Source organism: Methylobacterium sp. CCH7-A2 (assembly GCF_001557075.1).
GTDB lineage: Bacteria > Pseudomonadota > Alphaproteobacteria > Rhizobiales > Beijerinckiaceae > Allobosea > Allobosea massiliensis.
In genome coordinates this window covers 38,160-56,856 of record NZ_LSKN01000039.1, presented here as the reverse complement: position 1 = coordinate 56,856, position 18,697 = coordinate 38,160, and the positions used below count along the sequence as shown (strand labels likewise).

Here is an 18,697-nt window from a genome sequence, read left to right as displayed (position 1 = left end):
CCGAAGATCGACCGACAGCGCTCTCGACATGCCTGCCGGCCTCCATCCGGCAGACCGTGTGAATCACTTCACCCTTGATTAGGGAATCCCTCCCGATTCAATCAGGTCGGGTTCCGCTCTAGCGCGCTAGCCCTCATCGACAACTCTTTCAAATTATGGGGTGCAAAGTGCTAGATCAATCTCTGTTTTGGGGTGCAACGCGACCCTCTTTTGAGATAAAGCCGTGACCGAAAATCAATGACTTAGCCGGTCGACGATGGTTCCCTTATGGGGTGCGGCACACGCGCGCCTCGTCTCAGCCGCGCGTCGTGCCCCTCAGCCCGAGCAGAGCCAGTCCCAGCAGGCCCAGCGAAGTGATCGCGTTCCAGCCCGCCAGCGACAGCCCGAGCCAGCGCCACGCGGCTTCCGTGCAGGCGACCACCCGCGTGGTCTGAAGCTGCTTCATGAAATCCTGCACGCCCGCAGCCGCCGGCGCAGCCGCCCCGCCGCAATCATTGGGACCGGCGAACCAGCCCCATTCGACGCCGGCATGATACACGCCGAGGCCGGTGCTCCAGACCATCAGCCCCGCGAGCGCGAGCAGCACGAGCCATTGCAGCCGCGGCGAGCGCGCCAGCACCAGCCCGGCGGCCGCCAGCCCCATCGCCGCATAATGCGGCAGGCGCTGCTCGAGGCAGAGCTTGCAGGGCCTGAGGCCCACCACGATCTCGAAGAACCAGGCGCCAGCGATCAGCGCAAGGCAGCCCAATCCGACCAGGGCGATGACGCGGGAAGGGCCCAGCGCAGAGCGCTGCCGATTCAGCGGGATGGACGTCATGGCCGAGGCCCTCAGCAGGACAGAAGCTGGCCGGACCCTGCGACAAGCTTGAGGCCGAAATACAGCAGGATCGCCGCGCCGGCAGCCAGTACGGCCATCACTTTCAGCCGACGCTCGATGAAATGGCGGATCGCCGGGCCGTAGCGTCGCAGCAGGAAGGCCAGCGCGAAGAAGCGCAGCCCACGCGCCAGCACGCAGGAGACCACAAAGAAGCCGAGTCCGATCTGGACGGCACCGGCCAGGATGGTGACGACCTTGATCGGCGGCAGATGCGCCAGCCCCGAGGTCGCCAGCAGGATCAGCGTGGTATCGGGCCCGGCGCAGGCGCGCAGGCTCTCGAACGCGGCGAGCTTGCCGTAGAAGGCCAATACCGGCCGCGCCACCGCCTCGAAGACATAATAGCCGAGTGCATAGCCGGCGATGCCGCCCAGCGTCGAGAACACGGTCGCGATCAGCGCCAGCCGATAGGCCCGCAACGGCCGCGCCATCGCCATGGGCACGAACAGCACATCGGCCGGAATCAGGAAGACCGAGCTTTCGACGAAGGCGACGACGGCAAGCCAGATTTCGGCCCGCGGCCGCGCCGCCAGCGACATCGTCCAGGCATAAAGCCGCCCGATGGGGCCGCCGCGCGCGGTTTCGCCGGCGGGAGCGGAAGCAGGGCTGGACATGAACGACATTCCGGGATCGGCACGCGGGCTGGCCATGCCGTCTAGACCTCGGCTGGGCCCGCGTCCATCCGGACAGAGGGGTTTTCGGCGTTGCCCGTCCGATTGACCGGCGGCGGTCGATCGCTATAGTCCGCCCCGCCCGCAAGGGGCCCCTGTGGCGGAATTGGTAGACGCGCTCGACTCAAAATCGAGTTCCGCAAGGAGTGCTGGTTCGATCCCGGCCAGGGGCACCATTCGAGTGTTGGGCTCGGTCCGGCAGTCCAGTCAGCCCCAACCCTCGGAATCATCCTCGTGGCGGGCTTCCCATTTCTCGATCGCCTCGACGAGGCCGATCAGTTCGGCCTCCTCCGGTGTTCCGGGTGCCGGGTGGCCCAGTTCCTCGACCCGTTCGAGGGCGCGCTCATAATCATCGGCGCAGCGCACGATCGCCTTGCGTTCAAGGATCATCCTGACCTCCCTGGCTGAAGGCGGGGTGGTTGCGGGTCTCATAGGCGAGCATCGCCGCGCTGATCGCGAGGAACTCGTCCTGTGCGGCCCCCTCGGTCGGAGCGTTGCCCAGAGCGGCGAGCCGGGCAAGTGCGGCATCGCAGTCGTCGCTGGTCTCGATGGTCATGGTGTCCGTCCGCCTTTGGTCTCCTGAAAACCGTTCTTGGACAGGATCGTTCCCGCCCCCCGGCTCAGCGCATCAGCCCGGCCGCCCGCAGCGCCTCCTCGATGATCCGACCGGGCCCCGCAGCGGCCTCGCCCGCCGCCGACCGCTCCGGGCCCGGTCGCGTCGCAGTGCCTGAGACGGGATCACCGATGCCCCAGAAGGCCGCGATGTGGCGCGTCGAGGAAATGCCTGCCTGCAGCATATGCGGCCCCGGCACGCCGATCCCGTCGCCGGCATCGATCGGTGTGCCATGACCCATCCCGGCAAGGGCGAAGGCCTCGATCCGGGCGACGCCGCCCCCGTCACGCCAGACCCGGCGGCGATGCGGTCCGATGGACAGGATCTCGGATGGGCCCTCGGCCAGGCCGTGCAGCCCACGCCATTGCGACAGGACGGCCTCGCCCGCGGCCGGCACCACGACATGATCCTGCTGGCCATGCCAGACCGAGAGCCGGGGCCAGGGGCCGCCATGGGGCGAGGCCGCCCGCACAGCCCGCAGCAGCGCGTCCTCACCGGGAAGACCCTGACCACGCATTCGCTCCAGCGCTTCCGGCACGGTGGAAGCGCTGCCATAAGGCAGCCCGGCGATCACCGCGCCGCCGGCGAAGAACTCCGGATAGGTCGCCAGCATGACCGCAGCCATCGCCCCGCCCGCGGACAGGCCGGTGACGAAGACGCGGCGGCGATCGAGACCGTAGCCGGTGAGCGTGCCGGCGATCATCTCGGCAATGGACGATGCCTCCCCCGCATCGCGGCGGATGTCGCCGAGCTCGAACCAGTTGAAACAGAGATTGGCGTTGTTGCTGCGCTGCTGCTCGGGAAAGAGCAGCGCGAACCCATGCCGGTCCGCCAGCCGCGACCAGCCGGAGCCGAGATCATAGGCGGCGGCGCTCTGCGTGCAGCCATGCAGCACGACCACCAGCGGCGCTCCGGGTTTCAGCCCCTCGGGCCGGTAGCGATAGGCCCGTAGCGCACCCCGGTTGGCGCCGAACCCGGCCCATTCGATCAGACGGGATGGCTGCGCAGCGCCGGGTCCCGGACCGCGCGTGGCGGCGAGGCGGGCAATGGTGTCGGACAGTCGGGGCATGATGCGCTCCTGCGCCGGCCGCGACGACATGACGACGGCCCTGATCCTCAACGCGACCATAGCGGTTTATGTTGCGTTGCAACATACCCGGTCAGCGATGCGCCCGCGGGATTGCCGCGCATTGGCCGATCGCGGAGAGTGAAGCGGTGGCCACCGGACAACGACCCGCCTTGCGCATCCTTCTGATCAATCCCAACACCACCGCCGAGGTGACGGCGCTGATGGCGCGCCTGCTCGAGCCGCAACTGCCGCCGGGCGTGACGCTGAAGCCCGTCACTGGCCGCTTCGGGGCGCGCTACATCGCCAGCCGCAGCGCCGCCGCGATTGCCGGACATGCCGCGCTCGATGCCTTCGCCGAACATGGCGGCGATTGCGACGCGGTCTATCTCGCCTGTTTCGGCGACCCCGGGCTGCTGGCCCTGAAGGAGCTCGCCTCTGTGCCGGTGATCGGCATGGCCGAGGCCAGCTGCCTCGAAGCCGCGGCGCGGTCCGGGCGCTTCGCCATCGTCACAGGGGGCGAACGCTGGGGCCCGATGCTGCAGGAATTCGTCGGCACGCTCGGGTTGGGAGATCGGCTCGCCGGCATCGAGACCGTCGCCCCGACGGGTGCCGAGATCGCGCGCGATCCGGACGGTGCGGTCGAGCTGCTCGCTCAGGCCTGCAGGGACGTGGCCGCGCGAACCGGCGCGGCCACCGTCATTCTCGGCGGAGCCGGTCTCGCCGGGCTCGCGGCGCGGATCCGCCCGCGGGTCGAGGTCGAGGTGATCTGCTCGGTCGAGGCCGGGCTTTCGGCCGTGCTCGCCGCCCTGACGACACGGCCGCCCAAGCCGCCGCAGGGCGACCTCGCCTTTCCCGCGGGGATCGCCAGCATCGGCCTCGGCGAGAGCCTCGCGGCCCGTCTCGCCGCGCCGTCGCTGGCCGGTCGCCCCTGAACCGGGCGGGCGGCCTCAGCCCTTCCGGCCGAGCGACACGCCGTTCTCGGCGGCGATGAAGTCCGACAGCATCGGCACGTAATCGTCGCTCTTCCCCGCGGCGACCGCACGGGCGAAGCTGTTCTTGACGGCATTGCCGATCGGGTTCGGCACGCCTGCTGCGTTCGCCACGCTCTCTAGATAGCGCACATCCTTCAGCGCGTTGACGAGCGTGAATTTGTGCGCGTCGCGGTCCCGCTCCAGCACATATTGCATGAAGGTCTGGTAGAAGCCGCAATCCATCCGGCTGCCGCGCAGAACGCTGTCGAAGGTCTGCGGCGTGATGCCGATCTTCGAGGCCAGCGTCAGCGCCTCGGCATAGATCGCCGCATAGCCCATCGAGAGGAAGTTGTTCAGAAGCTTCATCTTGTGGCCATCGCCGACCGGGCCGAGATGCACCACCTTCGCCGCCCAGGCCTCGATCGCCGGCTTGATCCGCGCGAACACCTCAGGCGTCGTCCCGACCATCGCCGAGAGCTGACCGAGCGCGGCCTGGGCCGGCGTCCCGCCGAGCGGCGCATCGGCCAGATGCAGGCCCTTGGCCTCGAGTTCCGCAGCGATCCGCACTGTCACCGTCGGGTCGGAGGTCGAGCAGTCGACGACGACCGTGCCCGGTGCGGCACCTGCGACGATACCGTCCGGCCCGTTCACCACGGCCTCGACCTGCGCCGAACCCGTCACGCACAGGAAGATGATGGTGGCGTTCTGGGCGAGCTCCCGAGGGGTCTTGGCTTCCCTGGCGCCGCCGGCCACGAGTGTCTCGACCGGCTTGCGGTTGCGATGCCCCATGACGGTGAGGGGAAAGCCCTTGTTGAGAAGGCTCTGGGCCATGCCCTGCCCCATCAACCCGACGCCGATGAAGCCGACTGATTCTTTGGTTGCACTCATCTTCAATTTCTCCAGTTTATATGAGAATGACGGATCGACGTGACGGAACGCCCGACCCCGAACCGGTCGCAAGCTCGTGTTTCCGACGCCGGAGAAGAGCGTCATGACCAACAGCGGGCCCAGCGGGGCAGGGCAATCCCTCAAGCCGCCGGCGGCCGCTGCGGGCCCTCGCAGCCGCGTCACGCTGCAGATCATCGCGGACCGGCTGGCGGTCTCGACCGCGACGGTGTCGCTCGCTCTGCGCGGGTCGCCACTGGTGGCTGAGGCAACGCGTGGCCGCGTCCAGCAGATGGCCCGCGACATGGGCTACAGCTACAACCGCAGCGCCGCGTCGCTCCGCACCGACCGCACCAACATCCTCGGCGTCGGCTTTCACGACATCACCAACCCCTATTTCGCCGAACTCCTCGCCGCCATCGAAGAGACCACCACGGCCCATGGCCGCTCGATCCTGCTCGGCACCTATGGCGAGGATCTCGAGCGCCAGGACCGGGTGCTGACCACGCTGAAGGAATACCGGCCGGATGGCATGATCCTCTGCGCCGCGGGCGGCTCGACCGCCGAGACCTTCGCCCATCTCGCCGCCGCCGGCGTGCCGATCGTGCAATTGTCCCGCGAGATCACGCCCGCATTGGACTTCGTCGGCTCGGACGACCGCCATGGCACCACGCTCGCGATGGAGCATCTGATCGGCCTCGGCCATCGCCGTATTGCCTTCATCTGCGCCAATGAGCGCATCTCGACCGGGCGCAATCGCTATCGCGGCTATTGCGAGGCCCTGGCGCGCCATGGTCTGACGCTCGATCCGGCGTTGGTCTATTCCGGCTACGGCACGCGGGAGAACGGCTTGAAGGGCATGCACGCGGTGCTCGACGCGGCCGATCCGCCGACAGCCGCCGTCTGCATGAACGACCTCGCCGCCTTCGGCGCGATGCTCGGCCTGCGCCATCGCGGCCGAGAGGCCGGCATCGACTTCTCGATCATTGGCTGCGACGACGTGCAGGAGGCGGCGCAGTGGTACCCTGCCCTGACCACGATCCGGAACTTCCAGGACGGGATGGGCCGCACCTCGGCGGAGTTCCTGATCAGCCGCATCGCGGATCCGGACGCCCCGCCCCGGCGCCATCTGTTGACGCCGGCGCTCGTCATCCGCGGCACGACGACGACGCCCCGCGGCTGACGCAGGCGGCGGCTCAGGCATCGTTTGCCGGCTTGGCGTTGAGCGCGCGATAGGCCCGCACCACCTGCGAATCGTCGCGGCCGCCATGGCCGAGCCCCGACGCTGCCAGGAACATCTGGTGTGCTGCGGCCGCCAGCGGCAGCGCTGTGCGCGCCGCCCGGCCGGCATCGAGCACGATCGACAGGTCCTTGACGAAGATGTCGACGGCGCTGGAAACCGTCGGCTCGGCCTCGTGCATGCGCGGTCCGCGATCCTTCAGCATCCAGGAGGAGGCGGCAGACCCCCCCATGATCTCGAACAGCACGCGCCCGTCGATGCCGGCCTTCTCGGCGAGCGACAGCGCCTCGGCAGCGACCGCGATGTGCACGCCGCAGAGCAACTGGTTGACCGTCTTCACCGTCGCGCCCTGCCCCGCGGACTGGCCGACATGGAAGACCTTGTCGCCCATCGCATCGAGAATCGGCTTCGCCACGGCGAAGCTGGCATCGGGCGCGCCGACCATGATCGACAGTGTCGCGGCCCGCGCTCCGACGACGCCGCCCGAAACCGGCGCATCGACGAAGCGCCGACCGCTCGCCGTGACCTGCGTCGCGATCGCCTCGACCTCGCCGGGCGGGCAGGTCGCCATCAGGATGACGACGGCGCCGGGCGCAAGCGCCTCTAGCGCCCCGCCCTCGAACAGCACGACGCGCGCCTGGGCGGCGTTGACCACTATCAGCACCAGCGCCTCGGCACCCGCAGCCGCAGCCGCGGCGCTCTCCGCCGCGTGGCCGCCGGCGGCGACCAGCGCCTCGCGCGCACTCTCACGCATGTCGAATCCGGTGACACGGAACTGACGCTTGACGAGGTTCTCGGCCATCGGCGCGCCCATGGCGCCGAGCCCGACGAAGGCGATGGAGGTCGGCATCTTGTGATCAGGTCCTCTGTTGACGTCCCCCGGCGCCTTCAGGCGCCGTCCAGGGTCAGGTCGCGAGACTGGACGATCGCGCCCCGCGAGGCGAGCGCCGATCCGTGCGGTCTCACCGTCGCGCTCCGCATGGCGGCGCAGGCGGGAACCACCCGCGCCGCGGGGACCTTACTCCTTCACCGCTCCCGTCATCGCCGACACGTAATGCTCGACGAAGAAGGCGTAGAGGATCACCAGCGGCAGCGAGCCGATCAGCGCACCCGCCATCAGCGAGCCCCAGCGGAAGATGTCGCCGTCGACAAAGTTGGAGATGATCGCCACCGGCACCGTCTTGTTGTGGTCCGAGGAAATGAAGGTCAGCGCGTAGATGAACTCGTTCCAGCACAGGGTGAAGGCGAAGATGAAGGCCGAGATCAGCCCGGGGATCGCCAGCGGCAGCACGATCTTGACGAGGATCTGCCAGCGGCTCGCCCCATCCATCAGGGCGCATTCCTCCAGCTCATAGGGAATGGTCTTGAAATAGCCCATCAGCAGCCAGGTGCAGAACGGGATCAGGATCGTCGGATAGGTCAGGATCAGCGCAAACGGCGTGTCGAACAGCCCATAGGCGTGGATCACCGCCGAGAGCGGGATGAACAGGATCGAGGGCGGCACGAGATAGGCGAGGAAGATCAGCCCGCCGACCGTCGCCGCGCCTTTGTAGCGAATGCGGGTGATCGCATAGGCCGAAAGCACGCTCGCGAAGATCGACAGGAAGGTGGCGGCGGTGGCGACCGTCATCGTCGTCAGCAGCCAGCGCGGATAGGCGCTGTCGAAGAGCAGCTTGTAGATGTGCTGGAAGGTCGGCTGGCTGACCCAGAGCGGATTGCTGTTGTCGAGGTCGAGCAGCTGCGAGTCCGGTTTGATCGAGGTGATCACCATCCAGTAGAACGGGAACAGCAGCACGAAGAGGATGATCGCGAGCGGCATGTAGACGGTCACCAGCTTCCGCGGCAGCGTCTCGAGATAGGCCATGCCCTCGCGATGGTCGGACAGCGTCCCCGGGGTGGTGCCGGATTTCAGGGCGGCGTCAGTCATTGCTCTCTCCCTGCTGCCACTTGCGGCGCTGAAGGCCGAACCAGCTCACCATGATCGCGGCCAGAAGGAACGGCACCATGGCGGTGGCGATCGCCGCCCCCTCGCCGAGCCGCCCGCCCAGGATGCCGCGCTGATAGGACAGCGTCGCCATCAGCTGCGTTGCATTGACCGGGCCGCCGCGGGTCATGGCCCAGATCAGCTGGAAATCGGTGAAGGTGAACAGCACCGAGAAGGTCATCACCACCGCGATGATCGGCGTCAGCAGCGGATAGGTGACGAAGCGGAAGCGCTGCCAGCCCGAGGCGCCGTCGAGGGTCGCGGCCTCGTAAAGCGAGGGCGACACGGTCTGCAGGCCGGCCAGGAGCGTGATCGCGATAAAGGGAATGCCACGCCAGATATTGGCGAAGATCACGCTGCACTGCGCCAGGAAGGGGTCGCCGAGCCAGTTGATGTACTGCCCCTTGTCGAGGATGCCCGCCTTCTGCAGCAGCCAGGTGAAGATCGAGAACTGCGTGTCGAAGATCCACCAGAACGCCACCGCCGACAGCACGGTCGGCACGATGAAGGGGATCAGCACGATGGCGCGGATGAACGCCTTGAACGGCATGTGGTTGTTCAGCAGGATCGCCAGATACAGGCCGACCGCGAACTTCACCACCGACGCCACCGCCGTGTAGACGAGGGTAAAGACGGTCGCGTTGATGAAATCCCGGTCGTCGAGCAGGAACTGGTAGTTCTCGAGCCCGATGAACACGCCGCCGCGGCCGATGCGCATGTCGGTCATGCTCATCCACATGCCGAGCACGAGCGGCCAGGCCAGGAACAGCAACAGGAAGATCATGGTCGGAACCATGAACCAGAAGCCCAGCCAGTTGCGGTTGACCATCAGCCGCGACCAGGCGGTGGTCTCCGGCGGAGCGGCGAACGAGCCTGCAGCCATCGCGAGCGCTTCCTCGATAAAGGGGTGCCACCCTCCCCGGTGACGCGACCGTCGCCGGGGAGGAGGCCCGCAGATGTTGATGAACGTCGGTCCCCGGCGCCCTTAGGGCGCTCCGGCCGGCGACGACGCCGGCCGGATGGGGTTCGTCAGCGATAAATGCGCTGCAGCTGCCGTTCGGCGAGTTGCATCGCGCCGGCGGCAGTCTCGCGGCCGGTACAGAAGCTTGCGAACATGTCGACGACGATGAAGTCGGCCATCGCCGTCGCCGCCTTCTCGTCGAGCTTGCCGCGATAACCGGCGACGAGGCTGCGCTTGGAGGCGTCGCGGAACACCGTGTTCTTCGGGTCCTTCGTCCAGACCGGGTTGTTGTCGAAGGCGTTCAGCGTGTGCGTGAGGTAGCCGGCGGCAGCCTCCAGCCACGGGTTGAACTGCTCGGCTTCCAGCATGAAGGCCATGAACGCTTTGCAGGCGTTCGGGAACTTCGAGTAGGTCATCGCCATCATCGGGAAGCAGAGCTGGATCTCGGTCGGCCGGCCCGCCGGGCCGATCGGCCAGTAGGCATGATCCATATCCGCCGCGATCTCCTTCTGCTTCGGATCGTTGGACGCATTGGCCGCGGCATAGATCGAGATGCCGTTGGCGGTCAGCGCCAGTTCGCCCGAGAGGAACAGACGGTTGTTGGAGGCGTCGTTCCAGGCAGCCGTGCCCTGGATAAAGGTGTCGTAGAGCGACTTCGCGTAGTTGAGCGCCGCTTCCGTCTCCGGCGAGCGGATGATCACCTTGCTGTTCTCATCGACCTGCGCGGCGTTGTGGGACCACAGCAGCCAGTAGGCATAGGAGTTGCCGTCACCGGTGGCGCGCCCGAGCGGGAAGCCGGCCGGCGTGTTCTTGGCCTTCAGCGCCTTGCAGAGCTCTAGGAAGCCCGCCGTATCCTTCGGCACTTCGTTGAAGCCCGCCGCCTTGATCTGCGAGACCCGGTAGTTGATGTAGCCGCCGTTGATCGCGGCGGGGATCGCGATCCACTTGTTGCCGAGCTTGCCATAGGCCTCGGCCACCGGCACCCAGCCGCCATACTTCTTGCCGAGATAGTCGGCGACGTCGCTGACGTCGACGCAGCGGTTCGGGAAGAGATGCGGCGTCGAATAGAGCGACCAGAAGATGTCCGGGCCGGTGCCGGTATTGGCCGCGACGGAGGCCTTCGGCTGCATATCGTCGAAGGATTCGGAGGTGACGGTGACGCGCACGCCCGTGGCCGCAGTAAAGGCCGCGACGATCTTGTTGAACTGCTCGTCCTCGGCGACGACGAAGCGGCGCCAGCGCATCAGGTTGAGGGCCGCGCCCGCCTCGGGCTTGAAGGGCGAAGCCTGAGCCCAGGCCTTGGCCCATTCGGTCATGCCGGAGCCGACGAGGGCGCCAGCACCCGCCACGCCGGCGAGACCCTTCAATGCGGAACGTCGTGTCGGTTTGGTCATCAGCGTCCTCCCATGGACTCGGTTGTTCGGCCCGGGGTCTGGAACGCCCCATGCGGCCCTGCGCTACATCGTGCCCCGGGGGTTTATCCCCCGTGAGCCCGAATGATCCCGTCACGCAGCCAGGCTCTTCCCCGTGCCGGCGTCGAAGAGATGCGTGACATTGATGTCGGGCGTGATCCCGATCAGCTCGCCCGGCTTGGCGGTGATGCGTTCGCGGAACACGCAGGTGAGGCTCTGCCCGCCGCAGCGGACGACGACCTGGGTCTCCGACCCCATCGGCTCGACCACGACGACCTCGGCCTTGAGGCCGTTCTCGTCGAGCTGGATATGCTCGGGCCGGATGCCGAGAACCGCCGCCTTGCCGTCGGAACCCGGCGGATGCGTGCCGATCGGCCAGACGACGCCGCCCTCCGTCTCGAACCCGGCCGGTGTGATCTTGCCGTTGAGCAGATTCATCGAGGGCGAGCCGATGAAGGCCGCGACGAAGAGATTGGCGGGTCGGTCGTAGAGATCGAGAGGGGCACCGATCTGCTCGACGATGCCGTCATGCATCACGACGATCTTGTCGGCCATGGTCATGGCCTCGATCTGGTCGTGCGTAACGTACACCGTGGTCGTCCGCAGGCGCTGGTGCAGCTCCTTGATCTCGGTGCGCATCTGCACGCGCAGCTTGGCATCGAGATTGGAGAGCGGCTCGTCGAACAGGAAGACCTGCGGATCGCGCACGATGGCGCGACCCATGGCGACGCGCTGGCGCTGGCCGCCGGAGAGCTGGCGCGGATAGCGGTCGAGCAGCTTTTCGAGTCCGAGGATGGCGGCCGCCTTGCCGACGCGGTCGGCGATCTCCTCCTTCGGAGCCTTCCGCAGCTTCATCGAGAAGGCCATGTTGTCGGCCACCGTCATGTGCGGATAGAGCGCGTAGTTCTGGAACACCATCGCGATGTCGCGCTCTTTCGGCGGCACGTCGTTGACGACGCGCGGACCGATGCGGATCTCCCCGCCCGAAATGTTCTCGAGTCCCGCGATCATGCGCAGGAGGGTGGACTTGCCGCAGCCCGACGGGCCCACCAGGATGACGAACTCGCCGTCCTCGATGTCGATGTCGACACCGTGAATCACCTGGGTGGCGCCATACGCCTTGCGCACGTCGGCAATCTGCACTGAGGCCATCGGGCCTGTCTCCTCGTCGTCGTTTCCCCGTGGACCCGGTGATCCACCCTGTCGGGCGGGGTCCGGGCCGCATCGTCTATCGGCCTGTTGCGACCGATCGATGAAGGTTGCGGTCGGCTAAGCACCACCCCGTTCCGGAGAGGAACGGTCGCTTGCACCGGCCTTCATCTGCGATAAAGTCATACCATACATGCAGGCGTGTCAAGCGCCGGACCCGGGGGAGGAGGAGAAGCCTGACGATGAGGGTGCGCGACTATTCGCGGCCGACCACGCTCAACCCGGACCGACTCTTCGGTCAGGTCGCGCAGAAGCTTGCCGTCGCCATCATCACAGGGGCCGTCAAGGCCGGCGAAGTGCTGCCCGACGAGGACGATCTGCGGGGCGACATCTCGGTCTCGCGCACCGCCTATCGCGAGGCGGTGAAGGTGCTCACGGCCAAGGGGCTGGTCGAGGCGCGGCCCAAGAGCGGCACGCGCGCCGCACCGCGCGAGAGCTGGAATCTGCTCGATCCCGATGTGCTGGCCTGGCATTTCGAAGCCGACCCGAACGAAAAATTCATCCGCGATCTCTTCGAGTTGCGGCGTTTCGCCGAGCCCGCGGCAGCGCGGCTGGCGGCGCAGCGGCGCACCCCGGCCGACATCGCGCGGATCGAGGCCGCCTATCGCGGCATGGCCGAGAATCAGCCCTATGACGACGTCACGATCCGGGCCGACCTCGCCTTTCACGAGGCGGTCTTCGCGGCCTCCCACAATGCCACGCTGATGTGCCTCTCCAGCGCCGTCGCGGCCACGCTGCAATGGTCGCTGCTGCTGAAATCGATCGACGACCGCGAGTTCTTCGTCGCCTCGCTGGTCGATCACGAGCGTGTCCTGGATGCGATCGTCCAGCGCGACGGCGAACTCGCGGCAGCCCGGATGAAGGCTCTGGTGATCGACAGTTTGAACACCACGCTGGCGATGCTGACGCCTCTTTCAGCGGCCGCCATTCAGAAAAGCGCGTGATTAAGTCATATTATAAATGCGTCCGCGCGACTTCCGCGGGTCGGTCCGGCGTGGTGGAATGGCCCATGGCTGGACAAGATCGACCGGGCATCCCATCGACCGCCGAGAAGCGCATTTAATCGATTCACCCGGACCCGATCAAGCCGCCCCTCCTCTCAGAAGCCTTTGGAAACGCTCCCATGACACGGCCAGACGCCACCCACATTCTGATGACCGGCCCGATGATGGCCTATGCGGCCGACCAGCTGAAGGCGCGCTTCACTGTGCACGAATATTGGAAGGCCGAGGACAAGGCGGCCTTCCTGCGCGAGGTCGCGGACAAGGTCCGCGGCATCGCCGGCGGCGGCCATGTCCGCATCGACGGGGCGCTGTTCGACGCGCTGCCGAAGCTCGAGATGATCGCCAATTTCGGCGTCGGCTACGACAATGTCGATGCCGCCGAGGCCGGTCGCCGCGGCCTGGTCGTGTCGAACACGCCCGACGTTCTCACCGATGAGGTCGCCGATCTCGCCATCGGCCTGCTGATCGCAACCGTCCGCCAGTTGCCGCAGGTCGATCGGTATCTGCGCGAGGGCAAGTGGCTCAAGGCGCCCTATCCGCTGACCACCTCGCTGCGCAAGCGTAAGGTCGGCATCGTCGGCCTCGGCCGAATCGGCAAGGCCGTGGCGCAGCGCGTCGAGGCGTTCGGGCTGCCGGTCGTCTACCATGGCCGCTCGCGCCAGGCGGACGTCGCCTACCGCTACTACCCCTCGCTGGTCGAGATGGCGGCCGATGTCGACACGCTGATCTCGGTCGCCCCCGGCGGTGCCTCGACCCACCACATCATCAATGCGGAGGTGCTGAAGGCGCTGGGCCCCGACGGCATCCTGATCAATGTCGGCCGCGGCACCGTCGTCGACGAGCAGGCGCTGATCGCGGCGCTGCGCGACAAGACCATCCTTTCCGCCGGCCTCGATGTCTTCGAGGACGAGCCGCGCGTACCGGCCGAGCTGATCGCGATCGATCATGTCGTGCTTCTGCCGCATGTCGGCTCGGCCTCGGTCCACACCCGTGAACAGATGGGCCAGCTCGTCGTCGACAACCTCGTCTCCTGGTTCGAGGGCAAAGGTCCGCTGACGCCCGTCGCCGAGACGCCTTGGCCCAAGGGCTGAGCGGGTTGGCCGGCGGGCTGCGACGCGCGCTCGCCCTGGTCGGTCTGGCTCTCTGGGGCCAGGCCGCCGCGGCGCAGGCTCCGCCGCTGCCGCGCGGGGCGGACCGGGCCCCGGCCGCCATCGCATCCCTGCTCGGCGCCTGGACGCTCGAGCAGGTCGGCGCCCCGCGCCAATGCACGGTCACGCTGGGAGCGGAAGCCGCGGGACTGGGGCGCCAGATCCGCTTTCCCGCCACCTGCCGGCGCGCTCTGCCGATCCTCGACGGCGTCACCGCTTGGTCGCCGACGCCCGATGGCGGGATTTCGCTGAGCGATGCCGGCGGCAAGCCTGTCATCCGGTTCGGCCCCGCCGCAAGCACGCGCCGCCAGGGCCGCGGCTCCGATGGCAGGGACTACGCGCTCGACGCTGCCGGTTTCGCCCGCGCGGCGCCACGGTCTCCGCCGAGCCCCGCCGAAGCCGCGGCAACGGCCGCCCAGCGCCCGACCATCGTCGATCCCGCCAGGGCGCCCGCGCCAGACACGCTGCCCGGCCTCTATGCGCTGATGCGGCAGCCGGGCCGCGAAGCCTGCCGTCTTCGCCTCGCGCCTGCCGCCGAGGGGCGTCCTGCGACCGCGGGCTTCGAGGGGCAATGTGCGGATACCGGCATCACGATTTTCGATCCTGCCGGCTGGCGCTATGAGGCCGGCCGGTTGAGTCTGCTCGCGCGCAAGGGCCACAGCGTCGATCTGGTCTTCGAGGACGGCCTGTGGCGCAAGGACCCGGCCGTCGGCGCGCCGCTGATGCTGCGACGCCTCCAGCCCTGACATGGCTTGCGGCCGCGAACCGATGCCGCACTCCGGCACGGTCTCACTGGCGATCGGGCGACATCGTTCCTAGATGCGCTGCGGGCGCCCGAAACTCCGGCGCCGACCGGAGGAGAGCCCGATGTTCAACGCCAAGTCGCTTCTCGATGCCCTCGTCAGCGCCGGCACGCAGGCCGGCAAGCCCGGCGGCCAGGGCCAGACCGGATCGCTCGGGCAGATTCTCGGTGGGTTGGCCGGCAAGGTGCAGCAGGGCGGTGGCCTCGGTGGCCTCGCCGGGATGGCCGGGCAGATCCTGACCCAGGCCTCCCAGGGTGTCGGGGACGCCGCCCGCCAGACCGGCGTTCAGCAGAAGGCAGGCGACGTCGTCGGCCAGGTCACGGGCGGTCGCTCGGCGCAGGATGTGCTGGCCCAGGCCAAGGCGATGTTCGACAAGAACCCGGCGATGGCGACCGCCGTGCTCGGCGGCCTCGGCGCACTCGTCTTCGGCACCTCCAGCGGCCGGGCGGTGATCGGCTCCGCCGCCAGGCTCGGCGGCATGGCCCTGATCGGCGGCCTCGCCTACAAGGCCTATCAGAACTACCAGTCCGGCAAGCCGCTGCTCGAGGTCGGCAATCCCGAGCTCCTGCCGCCGCCGCGCGGCACCGGCTTTGAGCCGGAGGCCGCGAGCGAGGCCACCGCACTGCTCTTCATCCGGGCCATGATCGCCGCAGCCGCAGCCGACGGCGCCATCGACGCGGAGGAGCGCACCGCCATTCTCGGCGGCCTTCGCGAGGCGGGGTTCGATCAGGAAGCCAATGAATGGCTGGAGGGCGAGATGGCCAGTCCGGCCTCGATCGAGGCGCTGGCCCAGGGCGCCCAGAGCCCCGAAGTCGCGGCACAGATCTACACGGCCGCGCGAATTGCCATCAATCCGGACACGCCGAAGGAGAAGGACTTCCTCGCCGGCCTGGCCGCGTCGCTCGGCCTCGACGCCGAACTTGTCGCGAATATCGACGTCGCGGCCAGCGCCGCCAAGGCCTGAAACGGGGCGGCCTGTTCTGCCTGAGCCCTGACGGGGCGCCGCAGAACGGCGCTGCCCCGTCAGGGCGCCGTTAAGCATCCGCGTCAAATCGCGGTCCGCCGTCACAGTCATCCACGGAGGTTTAGGATTTATCGGCGAGGAAGGCAGGCGCCAGAACGGCGTAAGGCTGCCTGATGCTCGCCCGGAACCGTCTTTCGGACCCGCCGGCTGCAGTAACGACGCGTGGGAGGGAAAGACGAGATCATGTCGGCGAAAGAGATGATCAGGGCGATGCGCCCGCATCACTGGCTCAAGAACGGGCTGGTCTTTGTTCCGATCCTCCTGAACCATGACGTGTTCGATGTTGCCGCGCTCGGCCACGGCGCCGTCGCGTTCCTTGCCTTCAGCCTGCTCGCCTCGGCCATCTACCTCCTGAACGACATCGTCGATGTCGAGGCCGACCGGCGCCACCCCACCAAATGCAAGCGGCCGCTCGCGGCCGGCGAAATCAGCGAGGCGCAGGCCTATGCAGCCGTGCCACTCCTGGTCATCACCTCTTTCGCGCTGTCGTGGCTCCTGCCCCGGCCTCAGCTCTTTGTGATGGCGCTCGGCGCCTATCTCGTCCTGGCGCTGGCCTATCTCTTCGTGCTCAAGCGCAAGCTGCTAGTCGATGTGCTCGGGCTCGCCGCGCTGCACACGCTGCGCATTCTCGCCGGCAACGCCGCAGCCGCCATCCCGCTCTCCTCATGGCTCCTCGCGTTTTCGATGTTCCTGTTCCTCAGCCTGGCTCTGGTGAAGCGTTATGCCGAGCTGCGCATCACGCAAGACCAGTCGGGCTTGAAGAAGGCCGGCCGCGGCTATCATGCGGAGGACATCGAGGCGCTGTCGCAGCTCGGCATGGCCTCGGGCTGCACCTGCGCGCTGATCATGGCGCTTTATGTCGACAGCGCCGCCGTCAAGGAACTCTATCGCCATCCCGAGCTGATCTGGCTGATCTGCCCGATCATTCTCTACCAGATGGCGCGGATCTGGTTCCTCGCCCGTCGCGGCCAGGTGCCGGACGATCCGCTGGTGTTCATGATCCGCGACTGGCGCAGCCAGGTCACCGGCGCGGCCGTCGTCGTGATCATGATCGCAGCGACCCTGCTCCCGTGACCGCCCCGCGCCCCGCGCCCGGCTCCTGGGGCGGCCTGCGCGCGCGCGACAGCCGCCTGCTTCAGCCCGACGCCTGGATCGCCGAGCCCGCACCGCAAGACGGCGCCGTGCTCGCCTATGGCAACGGCCGATCCTATGGCGATTCCTGCCTGAACGACGGCGGGCGGCTGATTCTGACCCGCAGCCTCGACCGCATCCTCGCCTTCGATCGCGAGAGCGGTGTCGTGACCTGCGAGGCCGGCGTCCTGCTCGACGACCTGTTGAACGTCGTGGTGCCGGCCGGCTGGTTCCCGCCCGTCACGCCGGGAACCTGCTTCGTCACCATCGGCGGCGCCCTCGCCAACGATGTCCACGGCAAGAATCACCATCGCGCCGGCACCTTCGGCCGCCATGTCCGCGCCTTCGAACTCGTCCGCTCGGACGGGCAGCGCCTGACCTGTGCGCCCGACCTCAACACGGATCTCTTCGCCGCTACCATCGGCGGCATGGGGCTCACCGGGCTCGTCACGCAGGTGACGCTCCAGCTCATGCCGGTCGCCTCGGCGCAGATGCGGCAGGAAGCGATCCGCTTCGGCGGGCTCGACGACTTCTTCGCCATCGCGGCCGCATCCGACGCGACGCATGACTACACCGTCGCCTGGATCGATTCGCTCGCATCGGGGCGTGATTTCGGCCGCGGCGTCTTCTTCCGCGCCAATCACGCCCCGGCTTCGGAAGACCCTGAGCCCCGCCCGACACGCCGCCTGACTTTTCCCATCCAGCCGCCGATCCCTTTGATCAACGGGCTGACGCTGCGCGCCTTCAACTGGCTCTACCGGGCCGCCCAGCCGCGCTCGCCCGAGCCGCGCCGCATTCCCTACCGCCCCTTCTTCTATCCGCTGGACCGCGTCGCCCACTGGAACCGCGCCTACGGCCCGGGGGGCTTGCGCCAGTTCCAGTGCGCGATTCCGATGGCACACGCCCGGCAGGCCGTGGAGGAGATGCTGCGCCGAACGCTCGCGGCGGGCGAAGCCTCCTTCCTGACCGTACTGAAGCTCTTCGGCGACGTGCCCTCGCCCGGGATGATGTCCTTCCCCATCGCGGGGGCGACCCTGACGCTGGACTTCCCCAACCGCGGCGCCCGCACCGAGCGCCTGCTCGCTGAACTGGATGCCGTGACTCTCGCGGCCGGCGGGCGCGTCAACCCCTACAAGGATGCGCGGATGTCGCCTGCGACCTTCGCGGCCTCCTTCCCGCATTGGCGCGACTTCTCCGCCCATGTCGACCCGGGTTTCTCGTCGAGCTTCTGGCGCCGCGTCACGGCCGGCTGAGATCACGCCGGCGCCGACGGGAAAAAATGCGACCTCGCCTTGAACCTCCCCGCCACCGGCCGCGACCAAGAGGCATGGAGGGCGAATGGTTCGCTCCCGAAGCCTCAGGGAGACCCTGACGATGACCCGCTTCAAGATGATCGCGACCGGCACCCTCGCCGCGCTGACCCTCGCCACCACGCTCGCCGCCACGTCCGCCGAAGCGCGCCCGCGCTACTGGGGTTACGGCCGCGGCCCGGCCATCGGCGCCGGCATCGTGGGCGCGATCGCCGCCGGTGCGCTGGTCGCCGCCGCCACCCGCCCGGCCTATGCTCACGGCTACTACGGCTACGCCCCGGTGCGCCAGTGCGACATGGTCGAGCGCATCAACCGCTATGGCGAGGTCGTCGGCTACCGCCGCGTCTGCGGCTACTACTGATCCGGCCTTCCCGGGGCCCAGGAACCC

The 18,697-nt window shown here is 68.0% G+C and carries 20 protein-coding genes and 1 tRNA gene; 10 read left to right on the top strand and 11 right to left on the bottom strand.

What is annotated here, in order from left to right:
- Positions 1-295: 295 nt before the first annotated feature.
- The gene (locus AX750_RS03675) at positions 296-817 is read right to left on the bottom strand and encodes a disulfide bond formation protein B (RefSeq protein WP_066717656.1); all 522 of its coding nucleotides are present in this window, start codon (positions 815-817) and stop codon (positions 296-298) included.
- A gap of 11 nt (positions 818-828) precedes the next feature.
- Positions 829-1,488, bottom strand: a complete 660-nt coding sequence (locus AX750_RS03670; protein WP_066717668.1) for a YqaA family protein — start codon at positions 1,486-1,488, stop codon at positions 829-831.
- 148 nt (positions 1,489-1,636) lie between these two features.
- Here AX750_RS03670 and AX750_RS03665 point away from each other — a divergent pair.
- Positions 1,637-1,721 (top strand) — tRNA-Leu (locus tag AX750_RS03665).
- A gap of 31 nt (positions 1,722-1,752) precedes the next feature.
- Here AX750_RS03665 and AX750_RS03660 read toward each other — a convergent pair.
- From AX750_RS03660 to AX750_RS03655, 3 genes are all read right to left on the bottom strand, one after another.
- Entirely contained in the window at positions 1,753-1,935 is a 183-nt protein-coding gene (locus AX750_RS03660; protein WP_066717653.1) for a hypothetical protein, read from the bottom strand.
- Positions 1,925-2,101 carry a hypothetical protein gene (locus AX750_RS25825; RefSeq protein ID WP_156446427.1) on the bottom strand — a complete coding sequence of 59 codons (177 nt, stop codon included), beginning with the start codon at positions 2,099-2,101 and terminating at the stop codon, positions 1,925-1,927. The genes AX750_RS03660 and AX750_RS25825 overlap by 11 nt, the downstream gene beginning before the upstream one ends.
- A gap of 64 nt (positions 2,102-2,165) precedes the next feature.
- Positions 2,166-3,227, bottom strand: a complete 1,062-nt coding sequence (locus AX750_RS03655; protein ID WP_066717662.1) for a PHB depolymerase family esterase — start codon at positions 3,225-3,227, stop codon at positions 2,166-2,168.
- A 170-nt stretch (positions 3,228-3,397) separates the two neighbouring features.
- On the opposite strand from AX750_RS03655, the gene AX750_RS03650 reads away from it, so the two are divergent.
- Positions 3,398-4,159 carry an aspartate/glutamate racemase family protein gene (locus AX750_RS03650; protein ID WP_066717650.1) on the top strand — a complete coding sequence of 254 codons (762 nt, stop codon included), beginning with the start codon at positions 3,398-3,400 and terminating at the stop codon, positions 4,157-4,159.
- A gap of 15 nt (positions 4,160-4,174) precedes the next feature.
- Here AX750_RS03650 and AX750_RS03645 read toward each other — a convergent pair whose 3' ends face one another.
- Positions 4,175-5,086 (bottom strand): NAD(P)-dependent oxidoreductase, encoded by a 912-nt coding sequence (locus AX750_RS03645; RefSeq protein ID WP_066717647.1) that lies wholly within the window; start codon positions 5,084-5,086, stop codon positions 4,175-4,177.
- Positions 5,087-5,189: 103 nt separating this feature from the next.
- Here AX750_RS03645 and AX750_RS03640 point away from each other — a divergent pair, with 103 nt between their 5' ends.
- Positions 5,190-6,266 carry a LacI family DNA-binding transcriptional regulator gene (locus AX750_RS03640; protein WP_066717644.1) on the top strand — a complete coding sequence of 359 codons (1,077 nt, stop codon included), beginning with the start codon at positions 5,190-5,192 and terminating at the stop codon, positions 6,264-6,266.
- 13 nt (positions 6,267-6,279) lie between these two features.
- Here the strand turns inward: AX750_RS03640 and AX750_RS03635 are convergent, their stop codons facing one another.
- From AX750_RS03635 to ugpC, 5 genes are all read right to left on the bottom strand, one after another.
- Complete coding sequence (locus AX750_RS03635) at positions 6,280-7,173, bottom strand: NAD(P)-dependent oxidoreductase (RefSeq protein ID WP_066717641.1); 894 nt, start codon at positions 7,171-7,173, stop codon at positions 6,280-6,282.
- 168 nt (positions 7,174-7,341) lie between these two features.
- The gene (locus AX750_RS03630; RefSeq protein WP_066717638.1) at positions 7,342-8,250 is read right to left on the bottom strand and encodes a carbohydrate ABC transporter permease; all 909 of its coding nucleotides are present in this window, start codon (positions 8,248-8,250) and stop codon (positions 7,342-7,344) included.
- Complete coding sequence (locus AX750_RS03625) at positions 8,243-9,190, bottom strand: sugar ABC transporter permease (RefSeq protein WP_066717636.1); 948 nt, start codon at positions 9,188-9,190, stop codon at positions 8,243-8,245. The genes AX750_RS03630 and AX750_RS03625 overlap by 8 nt, the downstream gene beginning before the upstream one ends.
- 146 nt (positions 9,191-9,336) lie before the next feature.
- Positions 9,337-10,662 carry an ABC transporter substrate-binding protein gene (locus AX750_RS03620; RefSeq protein WP_066717634.1) on the bottom strand — a complete coding sequence of 442 codons (1,326 nt, stop codon included), beginning with the start codon at positions 10,660-10,662 and terminating at the stop codon, positions 9,337-9,339.
- 111 nt (positions 10,663-10,773) lie between these two features.
- The gene (ugpC, locus tag AX750_RS03615) at positions 10,774-11,832 is read right to left on the bottom strand and encodes a sn-glycerol-3-phosphate ABC transporter ATP-binding protein UgpC (RefSeq protein WP_066717632.1); all 1,059 of its coding nucleotides are present in this window, start codon (positions 11,830-11,832) and stop codon (positions 10,774-10,776) included.
- Between the two features lie 239 nt (positions 11,833-12,071).
- Between ugpC and AX750_RS03610 the strand changes: the two genes are divergently transcribed.
- The 7 genes from AX750_RS03610 to AX750_RS03580 all read left to right on the top strand — a co-directional run bounded on the left by AX750_RS03610 (position 12,072) and on the right by AX750_RS03580 (position 18,670).
- Positions 12,072-12,833, top strand: coding sequence for a FadR/GntR family transcriptional regulator (locus AX750_RS03610; protein ID WP_066717629.1), 762 nt, complete (start codon positions 12,072-12,074; stop codon positions 12,831-12,833).
- 179 nt (positions 12,834-13,012) lie between these two features.
- Positions 13,013-13,984: a 2-hydroxyacid dehydrogenase gene (locus AX750_RS03605; protein WP_066717626.1), complete on the top strand. Its 972-nt coding sequence runs from the start codon at positions 13,013-13,015 to the stop codon at positions 13,982-13,984.
- Positions 13,969-14,787, top strand: coding sequence for an AprI/Inh family metalloprotease inhibitor (locus tag AX750_RS03600; protein WP_156446426.1), 819 nt, complete (start codon positions 13,969-13,971; stop codon positions 14,785-14,787). Before AX750_RS03605 ends, AX750_RS03600 begins: the two co-directional genes overlap by 16 nt.
- 121 nt (positions 14,788-14,908) lie before the next feature.
- Entirely contained in the window at positions 14,909-15,808 is a 900-nt protein-coding gene (locus AX750_RS03595) for a DUF533 domain-containing protein (protein WP_066717620.1), read from the top strand.
- Positions 15,809-16,051: 243 nt separating this feature from the next.
- On the top strand, positions 16,052-16,942 hold the full coding sequence (locus AX750_RS03590; RefSeq protein WP_066717617.1) for a UbiA family prenyltransferase: 891 nt from the start codon (positions 16,052-16,054) through the stop codon (positions 16,940-16,942).
- The gene (locus AX750_RS03585) at positions 16,939-18,252 is read left to right on the top strand and encodes an FAD-binding oxidoreductase (protein ID WP_066717614.1); all 1,314 of its coding nucleotides are present in this window, start codon (positions 16,939-16,941) and stop codon (positions 18,250-18,252) included. The genes AX750_RS03590 and AX750_RS03585 overlap by 4 nt, the downstream gene beginning before the upstream one ends.
- A gap of 121 nt (positions 18,253-18,373) precedes the next feature.
- Complete coding sequence (locus tag AX750_RS03580) at positions 18,374-18,670, top strand: hypothetical protein (protein WP_066717611.1); 297 nt, start codon at positions 18,374-18,376, stop codon at positions 18,668-18,670.
- The last annotated feature ends 27 nt before the right edge of the window (positions 18,671-18,697 follow it).